The sequence below is a fragment of the Rhodococcus artemisiae genome, assembly GCF_036327795.1.
Taxonomy (GTDB): Bacteria; Actinomycetota; Actinomycetes; order Mycobacteriales; family Mycobacteriaceae; genus Rhodococcus; species Rhodococcus artemisiae.
In genome coordinates, this window is record NZ_JAUTXY010000006.1 from 313,398 (window position 1) to 331,864 (window position 18,467).

General features: G+C 61.5%; 13 protein-coding genes. All 13 read right to left on the reverse strand.

Annotated features, from left to right (window positions below; all coding sequences use genetic code 11):
• Window positions 1–2: 2 nt before the first annotated feature.
• Complete coding sequence (locus Q7514_RS15935) at window positions 3–602, reverse strand: cysteine hydrolase family protein (RefSeq protein ID WP_330134236.1); 600 nt, start codon at window positions 600–602, stop codon at window positions 3–5.
• A complete protein-coding gene (locus Q7514_RS15940) occupies window positions 599–1,783 on the reverse strand; it encodes a CaiB/BaiF CoA transferase family protein (RefSeq protein WP_330134237.1) in 1,185 nt (394 codons plus the stop codon). Before Q7514_RS15940 ends, Q7514_RS15935 begins: the two co-directional genes overlap by 4 nt.
• Complete coding sequence (locus Q7514_RS15945; RefSeq protein ID WP_330134238.1) at window positions 1,780–2,211, reverse strand: cobalamin-dependent protein; 432 nt, start codon at window positions 2,209–2,211, stop codon at window positions 1,780–1,782. Before Q7514_RS15945 ends, Q7514_RS15940 begins: the two co-directional genes overlap by 4 nt.
• On the reverse strand, window positions 2,208–2,951 hold the full coding sequence (locus tag Q7514_RS15950; protein WP_330134239.1) for an enoyl-CoA hydratase/isomerase family protein: 744 nt from the start codon (window positions 2,949–2,951) through the stop codon (window positions 2,208–2,210). Before Q7514_RS15950 ends, Q7514_RS15945 begins: the two co-directional genes overlap by 4 nt.
• Window positions 2,944–4,668, reverse strand: a complete 1,725-nt coding sequence (locus tag Q7514_RS15955) for a methylmalonyl-CoA mutase family protein (protein WP_330134240.1) — start codon at window positions 4,666–4,668, stop codon at window positions 2,944–2,946. Before Q7514_RS15955 ends, Q7514_RS15950 begins: the two co-directional genes overlap by 8 nt.
• Before the next feature lie 143 nt (window positions 4,669–4,811).
• Window positions 4,812–5,576, reverse strand: coding sequence for a FadR/GntR family transcriptional regulator (locus Q7514_RS15960; RefSeq protein WP_330134241.1), 765 nt, complete (start codon window positions 5,574–5,576; stop codon window positions 4,812–4,814).
• Between the two features lie 510 nt (window positions 5,577–6,086).
• The gene (locus tag Q7514_RS15965) at window positions 6,087–6,908 is read right to left on the reverse strand and encodes a FadR/GntR family transcriptional regulator (RefSeq protein WP_330134242.1); all 822 of its coding nucleotides are present in this window, start codon (window positions 6,906–6,908) and stop codon (window positions 6,087–6,089) included.
• Between the two features lie 577 nt (window positions 6,909–7,485).
• A complete protein-coding gene (locus tag Q7514_RS15970; RefSeq protein ID WP_330134243.1) occupies window positions 7,486–8,274 on the reverse strand; it encodes an SDR family NAD(P)-dependent oxidoreductase in 789 nt (262 codons plus the stop codon).
• Between the two features lie 108 nt (window positions 8,275–8,382).
• Entirely contained in the window at window positions 8,383–9,882 is a 1,500-nt protein-coding gene (locus Q7514_RS15975) for an FAD-dependent oxidoreductase (RefSeq protein ID WP_330134244.1), read from the reverse strand.
• A gap of 92 nt (window positions 9,883–9,974) precedes the next feature.
• Window positions 9,975–11,423, reverse strand: a complete 1,449-nt coding sequence (locus Q7514_RS15980) for an ArsB/NhaD family transporter (RefSeq protein WP_330134245.1) — start codon at window positions 11,421–11,423, stop codon at window positions 9,975–9,977.
• 667 nt (window positions 11,424–12,090) lie between these two features.
• A complete protein-coding gene (gene meaB / locus Q7514_RS15985) occupies window positions 12,091–13,038 on the reverse strand; it encodes a methylmalonyl Co-A mutase-associated GTPase MeaB (protein WP_408016102.1) in 948 nt (315 codons plus the stop codon).
• Window positions 13,039–13,707: 669 nt separating this feature from the next.
• Window positions 13,708–15,294 (reverse strand): methionine--tRNA ligase, encoded by a 1,587-nt coding sequence (locus tag Q7514_RS15990; RefSeq protein WP_330134246.1) that lies wholly within the window; start codon window positions 15,292–15,294, stop codon window positions 13,708–13,710.
• A gap of 128 nt (window positions 15,295–15,422) precedes the next feature.
• Window positions 15,423–16,580: a uroporphyrinogen-III C-methyltransferase gene (cobA, locus tag Q7514_RS15995; protein ID WP_408016108.1), complete on the reverse strand. Its 1,158-nt coding sequence runs from the start codon at window positions 16,578–16,580 to the stop codon at window positions 15,423–15,425.
• Window positions 16,581–18,467 lie beyond the last annotated feature (1,887 nt).

An 18,467-nucleotide genomic window follows, 5' to 3' on the forward strand; every position in this document is an offset into this window, starting at 1 on the left:
ATTCAGCTCCTCACACACGCGGCATCGATGTCGGATACCGTCAACAACTCGGCCCGGATCGGAAGAACCTTGGAGGTCAGCACCTCATGGACCTCCGGGTCCGGGTCGTACGAACAATCGGTCAGAACAGCGACGCGGTAGTCGCGGTCCGCGGCTTCGGTCGCCGTACTGAGAACAGCACCCCGGGTGATGAGCCCTCCGAGAATGATGCCGTTGCACTCGACTCCGGCCAGAAGCTGCGGCAGGTCACTGCCCGCGAAACCACCGATGCGCCGCTTGATCGCCCGGGGAAAGGCATCGAGGCGGTCCTGTAGTTCTGCCAGGGGCTCGGTCGGCTCTGTACCTTCGACAAGCCGTCCTGCTGCCTTGGCCGCAGAAAAGTACGCGTTGGTCGGGCTCACTTCCGGATGTCCTGCTCGGAACTGCACATCGACGCGGATGACCGGGATCTGCGCGCGTTCGGCGGTGTCGAGCAGTTCGGTGAGAGAATCGACGAACTGGGCGCGGTCCTCGGGTTGTCCCTGTCCGAACTGGCCGGCCGCGACCCCTTCCAGACAGTCGAGGAGAACGATCGCGGACTTCGTGAAATCGAACGTGCTCATTGTGCGTTCTCCTTTGCTCCGGTGGTGAATTCGGCGATAATTCGATCCGTGTCCTGACCGATGCGCGGCGGCGAAGCGAAGGTCTTCTCGAAGCCGCTCATGTTGACCGGGTTGCCGAGCAACTTCACGGTTCCTCCCCCGACGTAGGGCACGTCGACGAGCATGTCGCGGGCCGCGACCTGCGGATGGTCGAGGGCCTCACGCAGGTCGTTGACGCTTCCGGACGGCACACCGAGTCCGCGGAACTTCGTCATCCACTCTGCGCGGGGCTTGGTCAGGAGAATTTCCTGGACGGCCTTCCGCAGATCTTCCGTGTGCTCGATCCGCGTACCGGCCGAGGCGAAACGCGGGTCCTCCAGCAGCTGCGGGGCCTCGAGCGCCTCACACAGCAGATTCCACGGCTTCTGATCGATGACCGCCAGGACGAGCCACGATCCGTCGGCTGTCTCGAATGCTCCGTATGTCGGGCTGTGTCCACCCGACCCCTGCGGGCCCGGCACGAATCCGTTCGTCGTGAGGTAGGCGGAGAAGTACGGGATCATCGACAGATGTGAGTCGAACAGGCTCATGTCGATTTCGCGTGCACCGGTTCCGAAAGCGTCGCGTTCGCGGATCGCCGCCAGGATCGCCATCGCGCTCCACATTCCGCCGGCGAGGTCGGCGATCGGGAGGCCGGCGCGTGCGGGCGGGCCGTCCTTGTAGCCGGTCATGCTCATGCCGGCCGATTCGGCCTGGATCACCAGGTCCACGCCTGGGCGCGTGGTGTCGGGACCGGTGGCGCCGAACGCGGAGAGCGACGCGTAGATGATCTTGTCGTTCGCCGTCTTCACCGTTTCGAAGTCGAGACCGAGTTTCTGCATGGTTCCCGGGCGGAAGTTGTTGAACACGACATCGGCCTGCGCAACCATATGGAAGAACACCTCCCGTCCCTCCTCGGACTTGAGGTCGAGGATGATGCTCTCCTTGTTGCGGTTGAGTGCGATGTAGTGCACGTCGTCGCCCTGGAACTCGAATCGTGCAACTCCGCCCGGGTCGTACCCACCGTTGGCGCCGGGACGCTCGATCTTGATGACGCGGGCCCCGAGATCGGCCAGGGCCATGGTGCAGTACGGCCCGGCGAGATGCCAGGACAGGTCGAGAACGGTAATCCCCTCGAGGGGGCGTCGTGCAGTGCTGGTCATTTCGAAATCTCCTTGTTCTTCACAGAAGCTGCAGATGCTTTCTCATCGCACAGTCCACGGATCACCTCGGCCATGTTCAGCACGAGCGACCCGGACCGAAATATCGCGTCGACCCCAAGCGCTTCGAGCGGGACGAGATCCTCATCGGGGATGACCCCACCGACCACAAGCACAGGATCGAAATCCTCCTCGCGAAGCAGTTCGGTCACTTTCTTGACGAAGTGCATATGACTGCCGGCGAGACTGCTGATGCCGATGACGTCGACGTCCTCCTGGATGGCCGACGCCACGAGGATCTCGGGTGTGGTCCTCAGACCGAGGACGACGGTCTCGAACCCGGAATCCCGAAGCCCACGCGCCACGACGTGGACCCCGCGCTCGTGCGCGTCGAGCCCTGCCTTGGAAATCAGTGCCTTGTACCTGCTCATCGGATTCGCTCCTCCACGTGCGCGGCCGGCCGGCCGGAGTTTTCGTTGCGGATGTCGGTGATCTGTCGATGCGCCTCGTCCGAGAGCGAGATCACGCGTGCCGCAATCCCCAACGACGCCTTCTGGGCGGCAAAAACCTGTGGGCGAGGTCGAATTCGGTCGACGAGTGCATCGACGGTTTTCAGGGCTTCCTTCCGGCCGTCAACGGTGTCGATCAACCCCCAGGCCTGAGCTTTTTCGGCCGAGACCGCGCTACCGAGCAGCAGCATGCTCTGCAATGCGACGAACGGCAGTCGTCGGTAGAGGTTCTCGACTCCGCCTGCCCGGTAGACTGTGCCGATTTCGGTCGCCGGTATCCGGAACGACGCGTCAGCGGTGCCGATCCGCGCATCGCAGGTGAGGGAGAGTTCGACTGCGGCGCCCACACACGGACCTTCGATGAGAGCCACCACCGGGAACGGTGCTGTTTCGATCGCGGCGGTCAACTCGTCGAGCATGGGCTGGATGGGCCGGCTATCGTGGCATTTTCCGCGAACGCAACCGAGATCCGCTCCGGCCGAGAACACCGTTGGGCTGCCCATGATCACCAGGGCGTCGCAACCGTCCGGAAGGTATTCGACCGTTGTCCGCAGTCCGTCGATCACCTGGTGGCTCAATGCATTGGCTCGTTCGGGGCGGGTGATGGTGAATAACGCCGTCGTGCCTTCCGATGTTCGGGTTACGGAGAAGTGCTCATTCATAGGGGAGTTCCGCCGTTCCGAACTCGTCGCGCAGAACGTCGCAGATTTCACCGATAGTGGCGTATGCGTGGGCGCACTCGATCAGTGCGGGCATGATGTTGGCTTCGTGGTCGCGGGCGACGCTCCGGAGGGCGCTCAGCGTGCGGTCGACCGCTGCGCTATCCCGTTCGAGTCGCAACGACTTCACTGACTCCACCTGACGCTCTTCGGCGGTGGCGAGCTGGCCGGCGTCGTATTCGGAGGAGCGTTCGATGTGCACGTCGATCTCGTCGGGCCCGGTGAACCGGTTGACCCCGACCCACACTTCGTCGCCGGTTTCGATGTCGCGCTGGGACTTCCACGCCGCATCACCGACTGCCCGCTTGTAGTAGCCGCTCTCGACTGCTGCGCTCGCACCGCCGATTTCCTCGACAGCACGCAGTTCGGTGAGGATTTCCTCTTCGATCTCATCGGTGAGGCTCTCCATGAAGTACGAGCCGGCAAAGGGATCGATCTGGTCGGTGATGCGTGCCTCGAAGTGAAGGATCCGTTCGAGGTCGCGCCGGATCTGCTGGGCCTCGATGCTGTGGCCGAGTCCCAAGGGTTCGTCGAAAGGGATGCTGCCGGTGTGCTGACCGCTGGCGAGTCCGAAGATCAGTGCTTCGAGGGTCTGCCGGACAATGTTGTTGACCGGGCGTTGCGCGGTCATCTTCATGTACGCATTGCCCCATGCGTGTTCGCCGCCGCGGAGCAGGCAGGTCTTGTCGTTCTTCGCCCCGAACTTCTCACGCATGATCCGCGCCCAGATTCGTCGCGACGCGCGAGGGGTGGCGATGCCGCGGTAGAAGTCGAGGGTCGAGTCGCCGAAACCGCGGTAGGTGAATCGTGGTACGAACTCGTCGACTGCCAGACCTCGTGACAGTCCGAGATTGACATAGGCTTCGCCGTTGGCGAATGCGAAGGCGATTGATTGTGCTGCAGTACTTCCCGCGTAGCGGATGTGTTCGGCGCAGATGCTGATCGCGTTCGACTTGGGCATCTCCTTGGTGACCCATTCGATCGTGTCCCGTACCAGTCGCATGGATGGTTCGACCGGGAAGATGTACTGACCGCGCGCGATGTACTCCTTGAGGATGTCGTTCTGTGGTGTGCAGCGGAGCGCCTTGCGTGGAATTCCTCGTTTGTCGGCGAGGGCGCAGTAGAAGGCCATGTAGACCGCGGCAGGAGCGTTGATCGTCCAGTTGGTCGAGATCGTGTCGATGTTGTCCGGGCCCACGAACGGCGCGTAGAGGATCTCGAAGTCGCGCAGCGAGTCGACGGTGACACCGACTCGGCCGACTTCACCGGCCGATCGTGGATCGTCGGAGTCCCAGCCGAGTTGGGAGGGAAGGTCCGATGCGACGTTCGGCCCTCCGAGACGCAACCCCATCGCGCTCATCTTCTCGAAGTAGACTCGGGAGTCGTCGGCCGTGCCGTATCCGGAGTAGCGTCCGGCGCGATTGAGCGAATGTGCACCGGCTTCCTCGAATGGCATCCGAGTGGGATAGTTCCAGCTGGTGAAGGGGTACTCGCCCGGAAGCCCTACATCTCGTAGGAAGTCGTGTCCTGCGGTGTCGAGGGGGGTGTATGCATGCGGGGCGGTGGTGTCGCCCATCCGTAGCTTGGCGGCCGCGTTGGGGTAGAGCTCGTTTTCCCACTTCTTCGCACGTCCGGCGAGCTCTTCGCGTTCCTCGCGCATGGTGAACACTCCTTTCCGGCGCCGTGGAGGCGTCGACAAATCAACGACCACCGCGTGCGGTGTCGTTTGTCGGTATGGGGCCTGGATGTCTCTGTGCAGCATCGACCGTGAGCTCTTAAGGCTCCGGCCGGCCGGTCACCGGATTATTCGGGCCAATTGAGACGTTTTTCCATGAGGTCGCGATTCTTGGACCAGTAGTCGCCGGCCTCTTCGATGTGCGCCCGCATCTCGTCCCGGGCTTGTGCGGGATTTCCGTCGCGGATTGCCTTGGCAATGCGCGCATGTGCGTCCGCAACGGACGCTCGGCGGCGATCTTTGTACGAAATTCCTTGCGTTGTCCCGTCGAATACCGCTTCGATCGACTCGATCACCGACCGCAGCACGATATTTCCCGACTGCGTAGCGATCGCGGCATGGAACACCCTGTTTTCCTGGACGAACACCTCGTGTGGCCCCGTGGTATCGGACCTCATGCGCTCGACCGATGCGTCCAGTTCGTCGGCGTCGCCCTCCGAGACTTTCTGTGCTGCCAGGTACGCCATTTCGGGTTCGAGCATGAGTCGGATCGCAAGGACATCTTCCAGCGTGGCGCCGTCGAACAGCAGTTGCACGGTCAGCGGTCCCCGAAGATCCGACGGCGCCGGGTGGCGGACCACGGCCCCGCCATTGCGTCCCTGACGAATTTCGATCACGCCCCACGCTTCGAGTAGGCGCATGGCTTCACGGAGCGTGTTGCGTCCTACGCCGAGCATTTTGCCCAGTTCGGACTCGACGGGCAGGCGCGTTCCAGGCTTCAGACCGTTGTTGATGATGAAGTCGACCGTCTGTCTCGCGATCTGCTCGGACATCTTCAGCGACCGAGGCCGCCGGAGCTGCTCGAATCCGTGCATCGGGGAATTCTCGGTCATGTGGTCCTCACCTGGTTGTGAACTGTCGGTGACGAGTGTGGCATCAGACTCCCGACATCCATCGACACGCCAGGGCCTGCAGGTTGCGGGGCTACGGGCGATCATCGCTCTGACGGTGGATCGCCGGGGCCATCGCTGGAGCGAGAAGCGCTGTGCCACGTAACACACAATACTATATACCTATTTAAATGCAAGGGTGATGGACGGACTCCCGATCCGCAGCCCGCGTTCGGTATGAAGTGGACTGTGGCCTACCTCGACCGAGCGGATCTCATACGCCCTGAGATGATGCTCAGGACACCTAATTCCGGGGCAGCCGGCCCGTGTTGCAGTCGGCTCACCACCATGGACTCGAGGGCGTCTGATGGCCAGATACCTGGCCGTTCCTCGAACAGCAGTGTTGCGTTTCATTCCATGTTCATGTGCCAGAGTGCATCGAGCAGGACCTCCACTCGCGGTTCGAGCGAGATACGGCAAACAATTCGGGATGCGGCGCAGCATGCTCACCCGCTAGTGGCTGGCGTGCAAGGTCTCGTCGACCTCGGACCACCGAATGGGGCTGTTCAGCGCGCTGGGCTGATCTACCTGCAGCCGTACCACAAGGAGTTCGAGCATCTCCCGCGTCGCCGCTCCCGCGCACGTGCCGTTGCCCCGCCGGATGGCCTCAACGGTTGCAGTGACACCCTCGGCGAGCTCCGCTCGCACGCCCGGAGGGTATCGCCAAGGGACAGCGGACGTCATGGCAGCGAGAGCGGGGACGACTGCGCCAAGAACGGGATTGTGGGCGGCCTCGCCGATTCGCAGAGTGTATGCGATGGCATGCTCGGCAAATTCGGGGCCGACCCGTTGCTGTGCTGACTGCAGTGCGGTCACAGAGCCGTCGAGGACGAGCAGGTCACGCTCATCACGATGGTTCGCCGCCATCGCGGCCACTGCGGGCTCGACCGCCAGGCGCGCTTCGAAAACGGTGCGCAGTGTGGCTCCGCGTGACTGCACGACCATTCCCAGGGCACTCCCGACCACGATCGGTTCGGGAATCGCCACTCGCGGTCCGCCCGACCTTCCGACCTGGACCTTGATCGCGCCGAGGAACGTGAGAAGGCGGAGTGATTCACGCAACGTGGAACGCGCAACGTCGTAGTGCTTCTGGAGCGTGTTCTCGTCGGCAAGACTGTCGCCAGGACGAAGGTCGAGGTCGATGAGATCGCTCATGATTCGGCGAGCTGTATGCCTCGGCAGTTGTCCGCGGGGAACCGTCCATGCCTTCTCCACCACGCTGTGTCCCTCCTGATGATCGTCGCCTTCGGCAACCGATGCCGATGCTGGGCCCATCGCTCGGTCGTGTCTCACCAGACCTCAGGCCTGACGTCGAGAACTGGAGGCAGGAAATGAACGAGGCCGCGGGTACACCCGTTCCCACCTCGTGAGCGTTGCCTCATCCGCGACGGACGGCAGGATCTCCCAGAGTTTCTCGCGAAACTGGACTGTAGTCAGCCCGAAGGTCACGAAGGTTTTGTCCGGAGGTGGCCCTCCGTATGGCATCCAGTCACGCGCCATCTTGAGAACCAAAGCGGAGCCCGGGGGGGCTCAGCGAGTGGCCAGGGGGCCGGGCACCAATGGTTCTCGCAGTTGGCGCGTGCGCGCTGTGTCGGTTTCTGCGCATGTCACCCCTTACCGGTTGATGGTCGGCTATCTGACAGAGTCTGCGTTCACAGTGAGATCGAACGATCGGCGAATGCGAGGCAATTCTCGAGCTCCGGCGTCCCAGCGACTCCTTCGCTCTTTGAGTCGAGATCCTGTGGCGCTGAGACCACGCGAAAAGAGTCGGGGAACGGTGATGCGAGAGGATCGGCTGAGCGGACTCCCCGCGGGACCTTCTGAGAAACCTGGCGTTCGCGGCCCGACTGCATCAGTATCCGTGGTAGCCACCACCGTTTGCATGGATGGTCTGTCCGGATACGAAACGTGCTCGCGGTGACGCCAGGTACGTAACGAGGTCGGCGATTTCGTCTACTTCGATGGCGCGGCCGAGCGGGTTACCGGAGAGGCTGGTGGCGATCTGTTCCTGAAGCCGCTCTCGATGTAGTTCCGAGGTGAACTCACGGGTAGTTGCGACGATTCCGGGCGAGACTGTGTTCACAGTAATGCCATCGGGTCCTAGTTCGGTAGCAAGCCCGCGCATGAGGCCTTCCAGTCCGAGTTTCGCGGCGCCGACGTGTGCGTGGCCCGGCATCCCCTGGTGGGGGCCGTCTCCGCTGATGGCAATGATGCGCCCGAACCCTTCGTCGGTCATGTCGCCCAAACAGGTTTTGACGCAATAAAATGCGCCGTAGAGGGTTGTTCGGATGGTGGTGTCCCACTCGTGGATGTCGATCTCGCGTATCCGGGCCGAAGACCGAACGGCCGCGTTGCACACGACAATGGTGATCGGGCCGACCGCGTTGCGCGCGTCAGTCACCATCGAGCTCACTGATTGCGCGTCTGTGATGTCTCCGACCGCGACGATCGCCTCGCCGCCGGCTGCTTCGATTTCCGCAACTACAGAATTAGCGGCGTCAGCATCCGACCGCGTGTTGACGACGACGCGTGCGCCTTCGGCGGCAAGCCTCAGTGCAATGGCTCGGCCGACATTCCGAGCGGCACCGGTTACCAGCGCTGCCCTGCCTTCCAGTGGCCTGAGGCGGGTTTCAGCGGTCACCGTCTTTGTCTCCTGACTTTGAATGTTCTCGAAACGTAACGCTGGACGTGCACGCATTCGGAAGGTGCAAGGGTTGCGCTGTTAAACACATCATACTGTATACCTGTTTTATTTTACAGGGTGGACAGCGTTGCGCCCTGCGATTCGCCCGGTACACAGAACCTCGGAGTAGTAGGCGTACAGCCCGGGATACCGCTCACCGATGATCGACCCGTTCTCTCCACATGCGAACAAGCCGGGAATCGGATGACCGAACACATGAACAACGCGACCGTGCGCATCCCGTCGCGGGCCACCTGAGGTGTTCGTTCCGCCCGGCCACAGCTTCACGCAGTAGTACGGCGGCTGGTCCAACGGCGTCATGTCCGATCCAGACGGTCTGAAGGCGTCCTGCTCGCCGCCCACGCATGCCTTGTTGTAGCGCTCAACCTCGTCCGCCACGACGGAAGGATTCCCGATTCCGGCGGCGCGGGCGACCTCCTCGACGGTCGCGCCCACATGGATCCAGCCATCGTCGGTCTCTGCGACGTTGTCGTCGCTCCACGAATGACCCCCACCACCCGACGCTCCGTAGCGGGGAATGCTGAGCGGCCCCGCGCCGAATCTGCGACTGTCGAAAATCCAGTAACTCGGGATTCGGGGAAACGTCCCGGACTCCGCGTCGTAGTACAACATCTCGTAGAAGAATGAATGGCCGAGTTTGGCCTGAACCGACTCGTCCGCGAACCGTCGGCCGTTACCGTCGGTGATGATGTAGCCGACCTGATCTGCCCGGCCGAGCCACTTCAGGTCGAGGAGCATGATCGTATTGACCACGGCCCCTTCGGAAGTGACGAAGTGTCCGACCCCCCTGCCGGCCATTCTCGACATGTGCCAAAGATCCGCTCCGACCGCCTGGGCCATCCGGAGTCCGTCTCCCGTCGCGTGCTGGCTTCCATAGAAGTGGACTTGATCGCCACCGGTGAGGTACTGGCGCTTGAGCTCGTCATCGAACTCGAAGCCTCCGGTGGCCAGGATGACGGACGTCGCCTGGATGTACTCGTCGCCGCCTACGGTCCTGAACCTCACCCCATTTACGCGGTCGTTGTCTACGGTCAGCTGATGGGCGCGCGCACCAAAACGCACCTCGATCCCTCGCTTCTCCACCGCATGTCTCAAAGCGGCAAACAACTCGGCGCCGGAGCCTTTAGCCCATGTTCCGTCGGAAGTCCGAGCTTCGCCGGCCGACGAGATGATCGAGTCGGCCCCGTCGATGTCGTCGAACTCCGCTGATGGCACTGGTTCTGCAGTACGAAAAGTGGACGGACTCAAGCCGTCGATCCAGCTACGCAGTGTTGCTGCTTCTTCCGCCCAGGCCCTGCTGACGTCGTGGGGGACCACCTTTCCCGCGCAGGCTGACAGATAGACGTGGGCAGAATCGGCGTTGCCCGCAAACATTGCCCCGCCCGCAAGCAGAGCTGTTGTAGGCGCATGGGTTTCCTCGGTGGCTTTCTCCAGTATGAGCACTCGCGCACCCCGATCGTGTGCCTCGATCGCAGCGGCGGCACCGCTACCACCGAAGCCGACGACTACTACGTCGAAGGTGTCGTCCGATTGCGCTTCCTGCATGTGGGTTCCCTTTCGCAAAAGAGCCCTCGCACCGAACCACGATAGAAGCCGGTTCCGTACGAGGGCGGTCGTGCATGCGTTGTGAGTCCGGATCAGAGCAGCATCGCGGGAATGATGACGGCTCCGATCATCGCGACAGGGCCGATGATTACCAGGCTCAGCCCCCAGCGCATCAGCATTTTGGTCATGCGCGGACGTTCGTCGGCATCGGGATAGGTGGCGATCATGGTGGCACCACTCGAGGAGAAAGGTGACACGTCGACGATTGATGCGCAGACACCGATTGCGCAGATCATCGCCCATCCGGGGATTCCTCCATAGGTGATCAGCGGAATAGCCAGGGGTACAAGAACTGCGAGCATGCCGATGGTGGAGGCGAATGCAGACACCAGGCCTGCGACGACACAGATGAGCAGGGCGGCAAGCAGCGGCACACTCATACTTGCCGCGTAGTCCGCGAGCATGTCGATAGTGCCGACTTCCTGCAGTACGCCGACGTAAGTGATGATGCCGCCGACCAGCAGGATTGTGCTCCAGTCGATCTTGGCGGCGCCGTCCTTGGCGGACTTGGGGTCGAGCAGGATGAGGATGGCCCCGAGGCTGAAAGTAACTACCCCGATGTCTGGACTCATACCCAGTGCGTTGGCTCCGATGACAGCGGCGATGAGCGCGAAGATGCACGCCACTGTGGATTTCTGAATGAAAGTGAAGGGCCCGTGGGTGCCGAGTCCGATAGCGTCCTCGTCGGTAGTGAAGTCGGCGGATGGCGTGATGGCCGAAGCATTGGGCCCGACTGTCACGAAATCACGGTCGGACACGTGCGCGCTGGCACGAGCGGTCGCCTCGGTGCGTCGGCGATACCGCGAGCGGCCGAAAATCAGATGAGCAACTGCAAGCAGGATCAGGTTGACAACCAAGGCAATGGCGAAGAGGAGAACGGGACTGAAGTCGATATTCGCCTCTCGTGCTGTCCCGTTGATGATGATGCCGAAGGTGCTTGTGGGCGCGAATCCGCCCGCGCTCATACCGGTACCCATGGCGATGGCCATCAGCGTTGGGTTGATGTTCTTCTTGCGGGCGACGTTCATACCGATGGGCATGACGACGAGCGCGGCGCCGGGATTGCCCATCGATGCGACTGCTCCTGTCAATCCGAAGAAGGCCAGGGGCAGCAATCTCGGCCGGTGGCCGATTCTACGCAGCGCGGCATCGATCAAGCGGTCGACTGTTCCGTTGACCTGTGCGACGCCGAAGAAGAAGGTGACACCGGCCAACAGAATCATGAGGTCGATCGGGAACCCGCTGATGACTTCTTTCACCGGCAGGTCGGCCAGTCCGACCCCTACTGCCGCCGCGACGGCAAAGAGAAGAATTCCGACGTTCACGCCGCGATACAAGCCGATCGCGAACACGGCGACGCATATGAGCAGCGCGCCAAGTTGGAGAGTCAAGACTGGTCCTTTCGCTGTACTCGGCTGACCGAGGCGATATCTCGATTGTCGCGCTCGAACCCGGGGGAGTGCACGCAGCAGGTTCTGCAACTGCGGGCTGTAAGACCCCAGCCCACAAAAGAGGGTCAGGATATATATGAAAACGATAGACAGCTCGGCGTGAGTGTGTCAACAGTCACTTTGGTCGACCCGACGGGTTTCAGCGCCCATGGGCCCCGGTCCATTGGACCGCGATAGAGCTGCGAGTGGTGGTGTGTCCTGAATAGGGCCCTGCGGAGTGGTTTGCGTACTGTGCCCGGAGCGCATCAATCGATCCGAGGGCGGAAGAAGAGCATCTGAACCCATTTTCAACAGGGCAGGATTCCTAGGCCGACCGGCCGAGCTCGCGCTGGGTCAACGAGGTGACTATCGGCAAGTCGGAGGGGGCAGTCCGGTTGTCGCCCAAGATCGGCCCAGCAGTGGATCCGTGGCGCAGAGTGCCAGGTTCATTCTTCTAGCCGGGGCGTCGCACACCGCCGCGGCAGTGCATTGGAGAGCCTGCGAAGTCGATGCTGTTCCTCTTTGCTCATAGAGGCATCGCCCATCCGGCTTCAGTGATCGCTTCTGTTGACGTCGCGCCGGTTGCGATATGAAAGCTCGACGAACCCGCAGTGGATTGTCGGGGCTCTGCAGCGTTGTGGGTCGCGGTGGATGCCGGCGTGCCTCAGCCAGCTCATCGCAGTTCAGCTTGGTTAGATGATAACTATGTTGACAACTCTCACGTGCCGGCCAGCCCCAGAGCTGTAATGAGTTGATTCGCCGCAGTGAAGGGATCGAGAGCTCCTCGTGCGACCTTGCGCGCGACCGTGGAGAACATCGTCTCGTCTGACAGTCGATCCAGTTCACTCCTGAGGCGGCTCAGAACGATCGATTCCAGTTCGCCAGCAGCACGATTGGTCTGACGGCCCTCCAACTCGCCGTGACTGTCTATCCATTCACGATGGTCGCGCAGCGCGTCGAGGATGTCTTCCGCTCCCTCACCCCGCGACGCAACTGCCTTGACCACCGGCTGACGCCAGCTCGGTGCCGAGGGTGCTGCACGCCCAAACGAGATCATCTGCTTCAAATCGCGCGCAACTTCGTCCGCACCATCGCGGTCGGCCTTGTTGACGACGAATACATCGGCGATTTCGAGGACTCCCGCCTTTGCTGCCTGCACGGCATCTCCGAGCCCAGGAGCGAGTAAGACAACGGTGGTGTCGGCGAGTTTTGCGATATCGATCTCTGACTGCCCGACTCCGACCGTCTCGATGAGGATCACATCGAATCCGCACGCGTCCAAGACCCGGACCGCTTGGGGTGTCGCCCACGACAGGCCACCGAGATGACCGCGTGTCGCCATCGACCGGATGAACACTCCCTTATCGGTCGAGTGCTGTGTCATGCGGATCCGATCACCGAGAAGAGCGCCGCCAGAGAAGGGAGAGGACGGGTCGATCGCAAGAACGCCGACGCGCCGGCCTTCTTCCCGAAACGCCGAGACAAGCATGGAAGTCATCGTCGACTTCCCTGCCCCAGGCGGCCCGGTCAGGCCGATCACAACCGCTCCGGCCGTATGGGGCGTCAGCGCCGCCGTAACTTCGGGGAGCTGGGGGTGGTCCTGCTCCACGAGGGACAACAGCTGTGCAATCGCCCGAAATCGGCCGCCGCGCGCCACCTCGACCAAGGAGTCGACGGCGACAGCCCGAAACGTCTTCTGGTTCCCCCTGGAGCTGTCGGCCGACCTGAAATCTGATTCGGGGGACTGCCGGGTTCCAATCGGGGAGGTCGATGCGGAGCGTGACCGGTAGACAGGCTTCATCTTCACGACCCCATTCCGTGCACGATCGCGCGACAAGCCACAGCGTGTTCATGCGCACTACATGGTCGGTCCAGGCACCTCATCTCTACGTTCCCACCTGGAAATGAAGCATCCCTGGGCATACATTCTCCTTGGCTGAACTCCGCACCAAAGCGACCGAAGGCAACGAGACCATGCCGGTCGCTCTCCCACAGCGAGAGCATCCATATATAGGGTCAGAATATATCTATTAATCGGAGCCTAAGGGCACACGGAGCAGATGTCAACGGCTGCATATACACCCCTATCCTCGGCGTGGCGCAAACCCCGGAGCCCGAGTGCGAGTGGATCGTCGTAGGAGTCGGCGCACCCGACTCACCGACTGGGCAAACCCGACGAGTGCAACCAGGCGGATGTGTACAGTGCCTCGGCGCGGAAACCGAGGGAGCTGGTACCACCGACCGACCAGCGCATCTCTATCGCCGCCGCGGATCCAATACTGGAAGAATTCCGCGAAGTCACTCATCGTTCCCCGGAAAAGAACAATCCAGGATTTTATGGAGGTGTAGCCCCCACTGCGATAGGGCTCTCCTTCGAGGGTCTTCTTCTGTATCGGGGAAAGACACGTTGAGGTTCGGGGAGCGCAGTACCCGGCTCGATCCTGTGATCAAGCCCGTTAAAGCTCCGGCAAGGAACCGCTAACTGGTCGAGAAGTCGCGTGGCAGTCTCCGGAACTATCGGCTGAATCAACACTCCGACTGTGCGGAGCACATCCAGAGCGGTATACACGATCGTGTTCATCCGGTTCGGATCCGTAGTGCGCAAGCCCCATGGTTTCTCGGCGGAAATATATCGTCCAACGTCCTCGATAACGGACCATATTTCTTTCAGCATAAGATGGAACTGTTGGGCGTCGATATATTCGCGGCATTGGGGGAGTAGGGCGTCTGCGCTCCTCACCAAATCCATGTCCCTCTCGCAGGGGCTGGATGGGCATGGGACCTTCCCGTGGCAATGCTTGGAAAGCAGGGACAGCACATTGTAAGCGGCAGTGCTCAGATTCTGGGCCAGATCGTTTTCCGTTAGGCTGATGACCCCTTGATGACTGTATTCCCATTCAGATCCGAAAGGTGCTTCACGAAGTAGGAAATACCGAATACGATCGCGGCCGTATTTCCTCACCAATTCGAAAGGATCCGTGGCGTGTGGCTTTGCTGTCGCGCCGCTCACGGTAGTGCTCTTACCGAGCGCACTACCGTGAGCAAAGAGGCGGTATGAAATCTCTATTTCGGTGGACATGAGAACAGCTGGCCAATATACAGCGTGTCGATGCAGGTCGTCCTGGCCGATAACATGCAGAATTCTCGGCTGATTCGGGAAATTATCCGATCTGGCGCCGACGATCTCGGCCATTTCTGCCAGTGCACCGGCTAAGCCGCGCAGCCCGCCGCTAAGACTATTTTCGGAGCGTCCGGAGTTCCCTCTTTTCTCCTCGATGGCCAATGCTACCGGGATATCAGGAAGTTCGCGGGAGAGCGAACTGAGAAGTTCTGGTCGCCGAGATGAAGGGGTGATGAAATCGGGACGGGCGCGATGAAAAGCGAGAAGCCGCTCTCGAAATCTAGAGAGACGGAAGAAGTAGCATGACGCCCTGGTCCATTCGACTGGTACGCCTGACGATGCAGCAGTGCATGAACCATCGTTTCCGATCCTGACGCCAGCACCGGAGTGGAAGGCGCCATCGAGTGTCGAATACCAGCCCGCATAGGTATCGACGTAGAGATCCCCCTTGGCCAACATCGAATTCCACAGAACTCGCCAAACATTTTGGTGCTCAGTATCGGTGGTGCGAATAACCCGGTCGAAGGAGACGTTCAACACCCTCTGTAGGTGCTCGTGCAGATCCGAATCAAGGTGCTCCGGACTGCGAGCTCGACCTGTGACAGTAGCTGCACCCCGGATCGATTCGGCTCTGAGTTCGTCTACGTCGGCCAGGCGGTGGACTTGGAAGCCGTCGAGACTTTTGAATCGGGCAACGACATCTGTTGCGATGTACTGGTAGGCGCGTCCTATGTCAGGCGTCTCGGGGGCAGCTGCAAAAGCCGCAGTGAGATAGTGGCAGAATCCGTTACGGTGGGCCATGTCGGAGTGGTCCTCTCTGTCTTGCAAACCAGGTGCAGGTGGAGGTCGCGTCACAGAACTGGTAGCCCATCGTCGGCTGACGAGGCGTTGCCGCTGCCCCGGGACACGTTCGAAACCGAGCAGGTCTGTCATATGCCGTGCACAAGATCTTTGATGCCGTCGCGCTCTGTTGTAGTAAACGCAGCTACATCACCGACCACGACGACTGCCGGCGGCCGAATCTCTTCTTTTCGGACGAGATCAGATACCCCCCGCAAGTGTGTTCGCGCGACGCGTTGGGTTTCCCATGTGCCTTCCTGAATGACGGCTACAGGGGTGTGCAGAGCGCGCCCCCCGGACATCAAGGCCTGGGCGATTGCTTCGAGATTCTCGACACCCATCAGAATCACCAGTGTGCCTCGAAGTTTCGCGAGTAGGTGCCAGTCCGTCATCGAATCCGGATGGCCCGGCGGGAGGTGCCCGCTGGCGACGACGAACTCGTGCACGGCGCCGCGGTGCGTCACGGGAATCGATGCCGAGGAAGGGGCTGCGATCGCACTGGTCACTCCTGGTACCACCGTGACGGGAACTCCTGCGGCAGTACATGCCTTCACTTCTTCATAGCCGCGGCCGAACACATATGGGTCGCCCCCCTTGAGCCGGACCACGAACTTGCCAGCGCGGGCGTTTTCGATGAGGACGCGATTGATTGTGTCTTGGGTCATGTGGGGCCCGCGAGGCACTTTCGACGCGTCGACAACCTCCACCTCGGCGGGCAGGCCGGTGAGCAAGGACGTGGGAGCAAGTCGGTCAGTGACCACCACGTCAGCGGATTCGAGAAGTCGCCGCCCTCGTACAGTGATCAGATCCGGGTCGCCAGGCCCGCCTCCTACCAGGGCTACTCCCGGAGGCATTGCCGAGCGGCTTCTGCTTTCATATTCGTGTGCGCGGCGGGACAAATCGATCGATGCACGTGGTGCTGTGGTTGCATCCCCTGCAGTTCGGGCTGAGGCACTACTGCAGAGAACGCGGCGTTGCTCGGCATCCACGGCGACTGCTGCGTCGATGTTCGGATCGCCAGTGCATGCGACCGCGAGCCATGCGCTATCGAGATCCTCAGGACTATAGGTACGTACTTCCAGCACGATGCGGCCGCACACCGCCATCGAGCGGAGTGCGGGGGTGGGATCAAGGCAGAGCACCAATGGCCGAGCTCCGGATGCGAGCAGGGATTCCAGTCGTCGCTCCACCTCCGGTCCGGACCCGACAACGACGACATGTCGGTCTGTGAGATCGAGGCCAAACATGTAGCTGCGGTTCCCGAGTGAGCTCTCCAGCTTATCAATCACAACTCACGCCCTACGCTGTACAACGGGAACAGTGTCTCTTCTTTCATTGTGTGGACAGATGGCCCGTCGTCAGCTCGAGTTGCCGGCGCCATCGCAAAATGGGTTCCTATGCAAGTGCATTCAGCCGCGCACCCGCTCGCCTCGATGCAATGCTTTGATCTCCTAGTAAAAGGGTCATCGGTAGTCGACAACCGCGCCGCGATCACCCCCTCGGAAATCGCTTTTCCTGCACGGATCCACCGACTTTCCAGGAGGGCAAAACCCAATATATAGGGTCATAGTATCTCTGTTATCGCAGCGTAGGTGCGCGCTCGTCAAATGTCAACGGATGCCCACGGCGCCGCAATCGTAGGCCTGGCAGAGTGCTGTCTCCGGGTAGAAGTGCCAGTAACAACACTCGTGAATGCGGCTTGCATGAAGCACGCGAACGGCCGGGCGATGCGAGGTTCGACAGGCTACGGCTGTGTCTGAATCCGCAGCTATTTCTGGTGGAGCGGATATCAAAAGGGCGGCAGTTGGCCATCCCGCCTGGTACCCCAAGAGACGCGCGGTGACTGATCGGGCGCCGTCGGCGATGGACAGCCGCCCGAACGAATCACGAAACATACGGCCACTGGCGCCTGCGCCGCGACATTCCGCAGCTGAGAGTGCCACCTCGTTGGAACCGTTGACGACCTCCACAAACGCCCGGATCGATCCGGGCGGGAGTTCTCGCATCTGCTGCCACTCCCGGTAGAAGAACGCTGATAATGTACGGTCTGTCGCGCTCCCGACGGAGGATCACCTCGCACGGAGGGTGCTCACGACGACGGTTCCGCCATCTTCGGCTCAATGACGCCGATCCTCGGTGCGAAGCAGTCCAACGGCCCAGGCGCTCAGGAACAGACCTCCACAGTGGTGCCGTCGGCGATCGGGAAGGAATTGACATCGTAGCGGTGCAGCGCGCCGGTGCGGCGGGCACGTCGATGTGGGTGATCAGCGCTCATGCGGTGTACATGCTCATGCAGGTGACGCCGTCTGCGTGCAGGATCTGCATGACCGTGGCTTCGGTAAGGGAACATGTGCCGTCGAGCGCAGTTCGATGCCGCCCACGTCTGGGGCATGCGGTTTCGGGCGGACGCATCCGCGCGGGGCGCACGGCACTGGACGCATGTGGAGACGCAACTACGACATTGCGGTAACGGCGAGCGCTGGCGCGAGCCTGTGGGCGTTGGGTGCATCCTGGCCATCGTGGTGTTCATTGCCCAGGACAGGATCCGAGCGTGGGTGGCTGCAGAATTGGGGGAGTACACGCTATTTCGTGACTTTGTGACGACCTCAAGGGGTGCGGTCGAGGCAAGGGGAGGCGCTGTTCTTCTTGCCGATTCGACATGGATAATCGTGGTTATCCATCAAGATCATCAGTGCGGGAGTGAGAGTCTCAGCAGACCTCGACGCGGTCGCTCGGACACCAGAAGTCCCGGACGTGCTCACCCGCGCGATCGCCGTCGCGTCCGCTGGGTCAACGAGTTGCGTGCACCACGCCGCGGTGAGGACCTCCGCGAACGGGCTGCTTGCGGAAGACCCGCCGTAACCACGGACTCAACGCCGCGGCCGCCCATACCGTTTGACAGTGAGTCCGCAGACCAGCGGCCGCATGAGTGGCCGGTGCGGAGGGGTCGTCGCGTCCCACGACGGTGGGAGTCATTGAATTCGCGTGTTGTGCACCTCGTGACTGTATACCGGTGTGATCACGTATTCGAAGATCATGAGTTCTTCGGTGTAGCACGGCGGAGTGCCGGGTAGGAAGCCCATGTCATGCCGGCTTGAGCCGCATGTGGCTCCAACGAGGCCGTCTTGAATCCG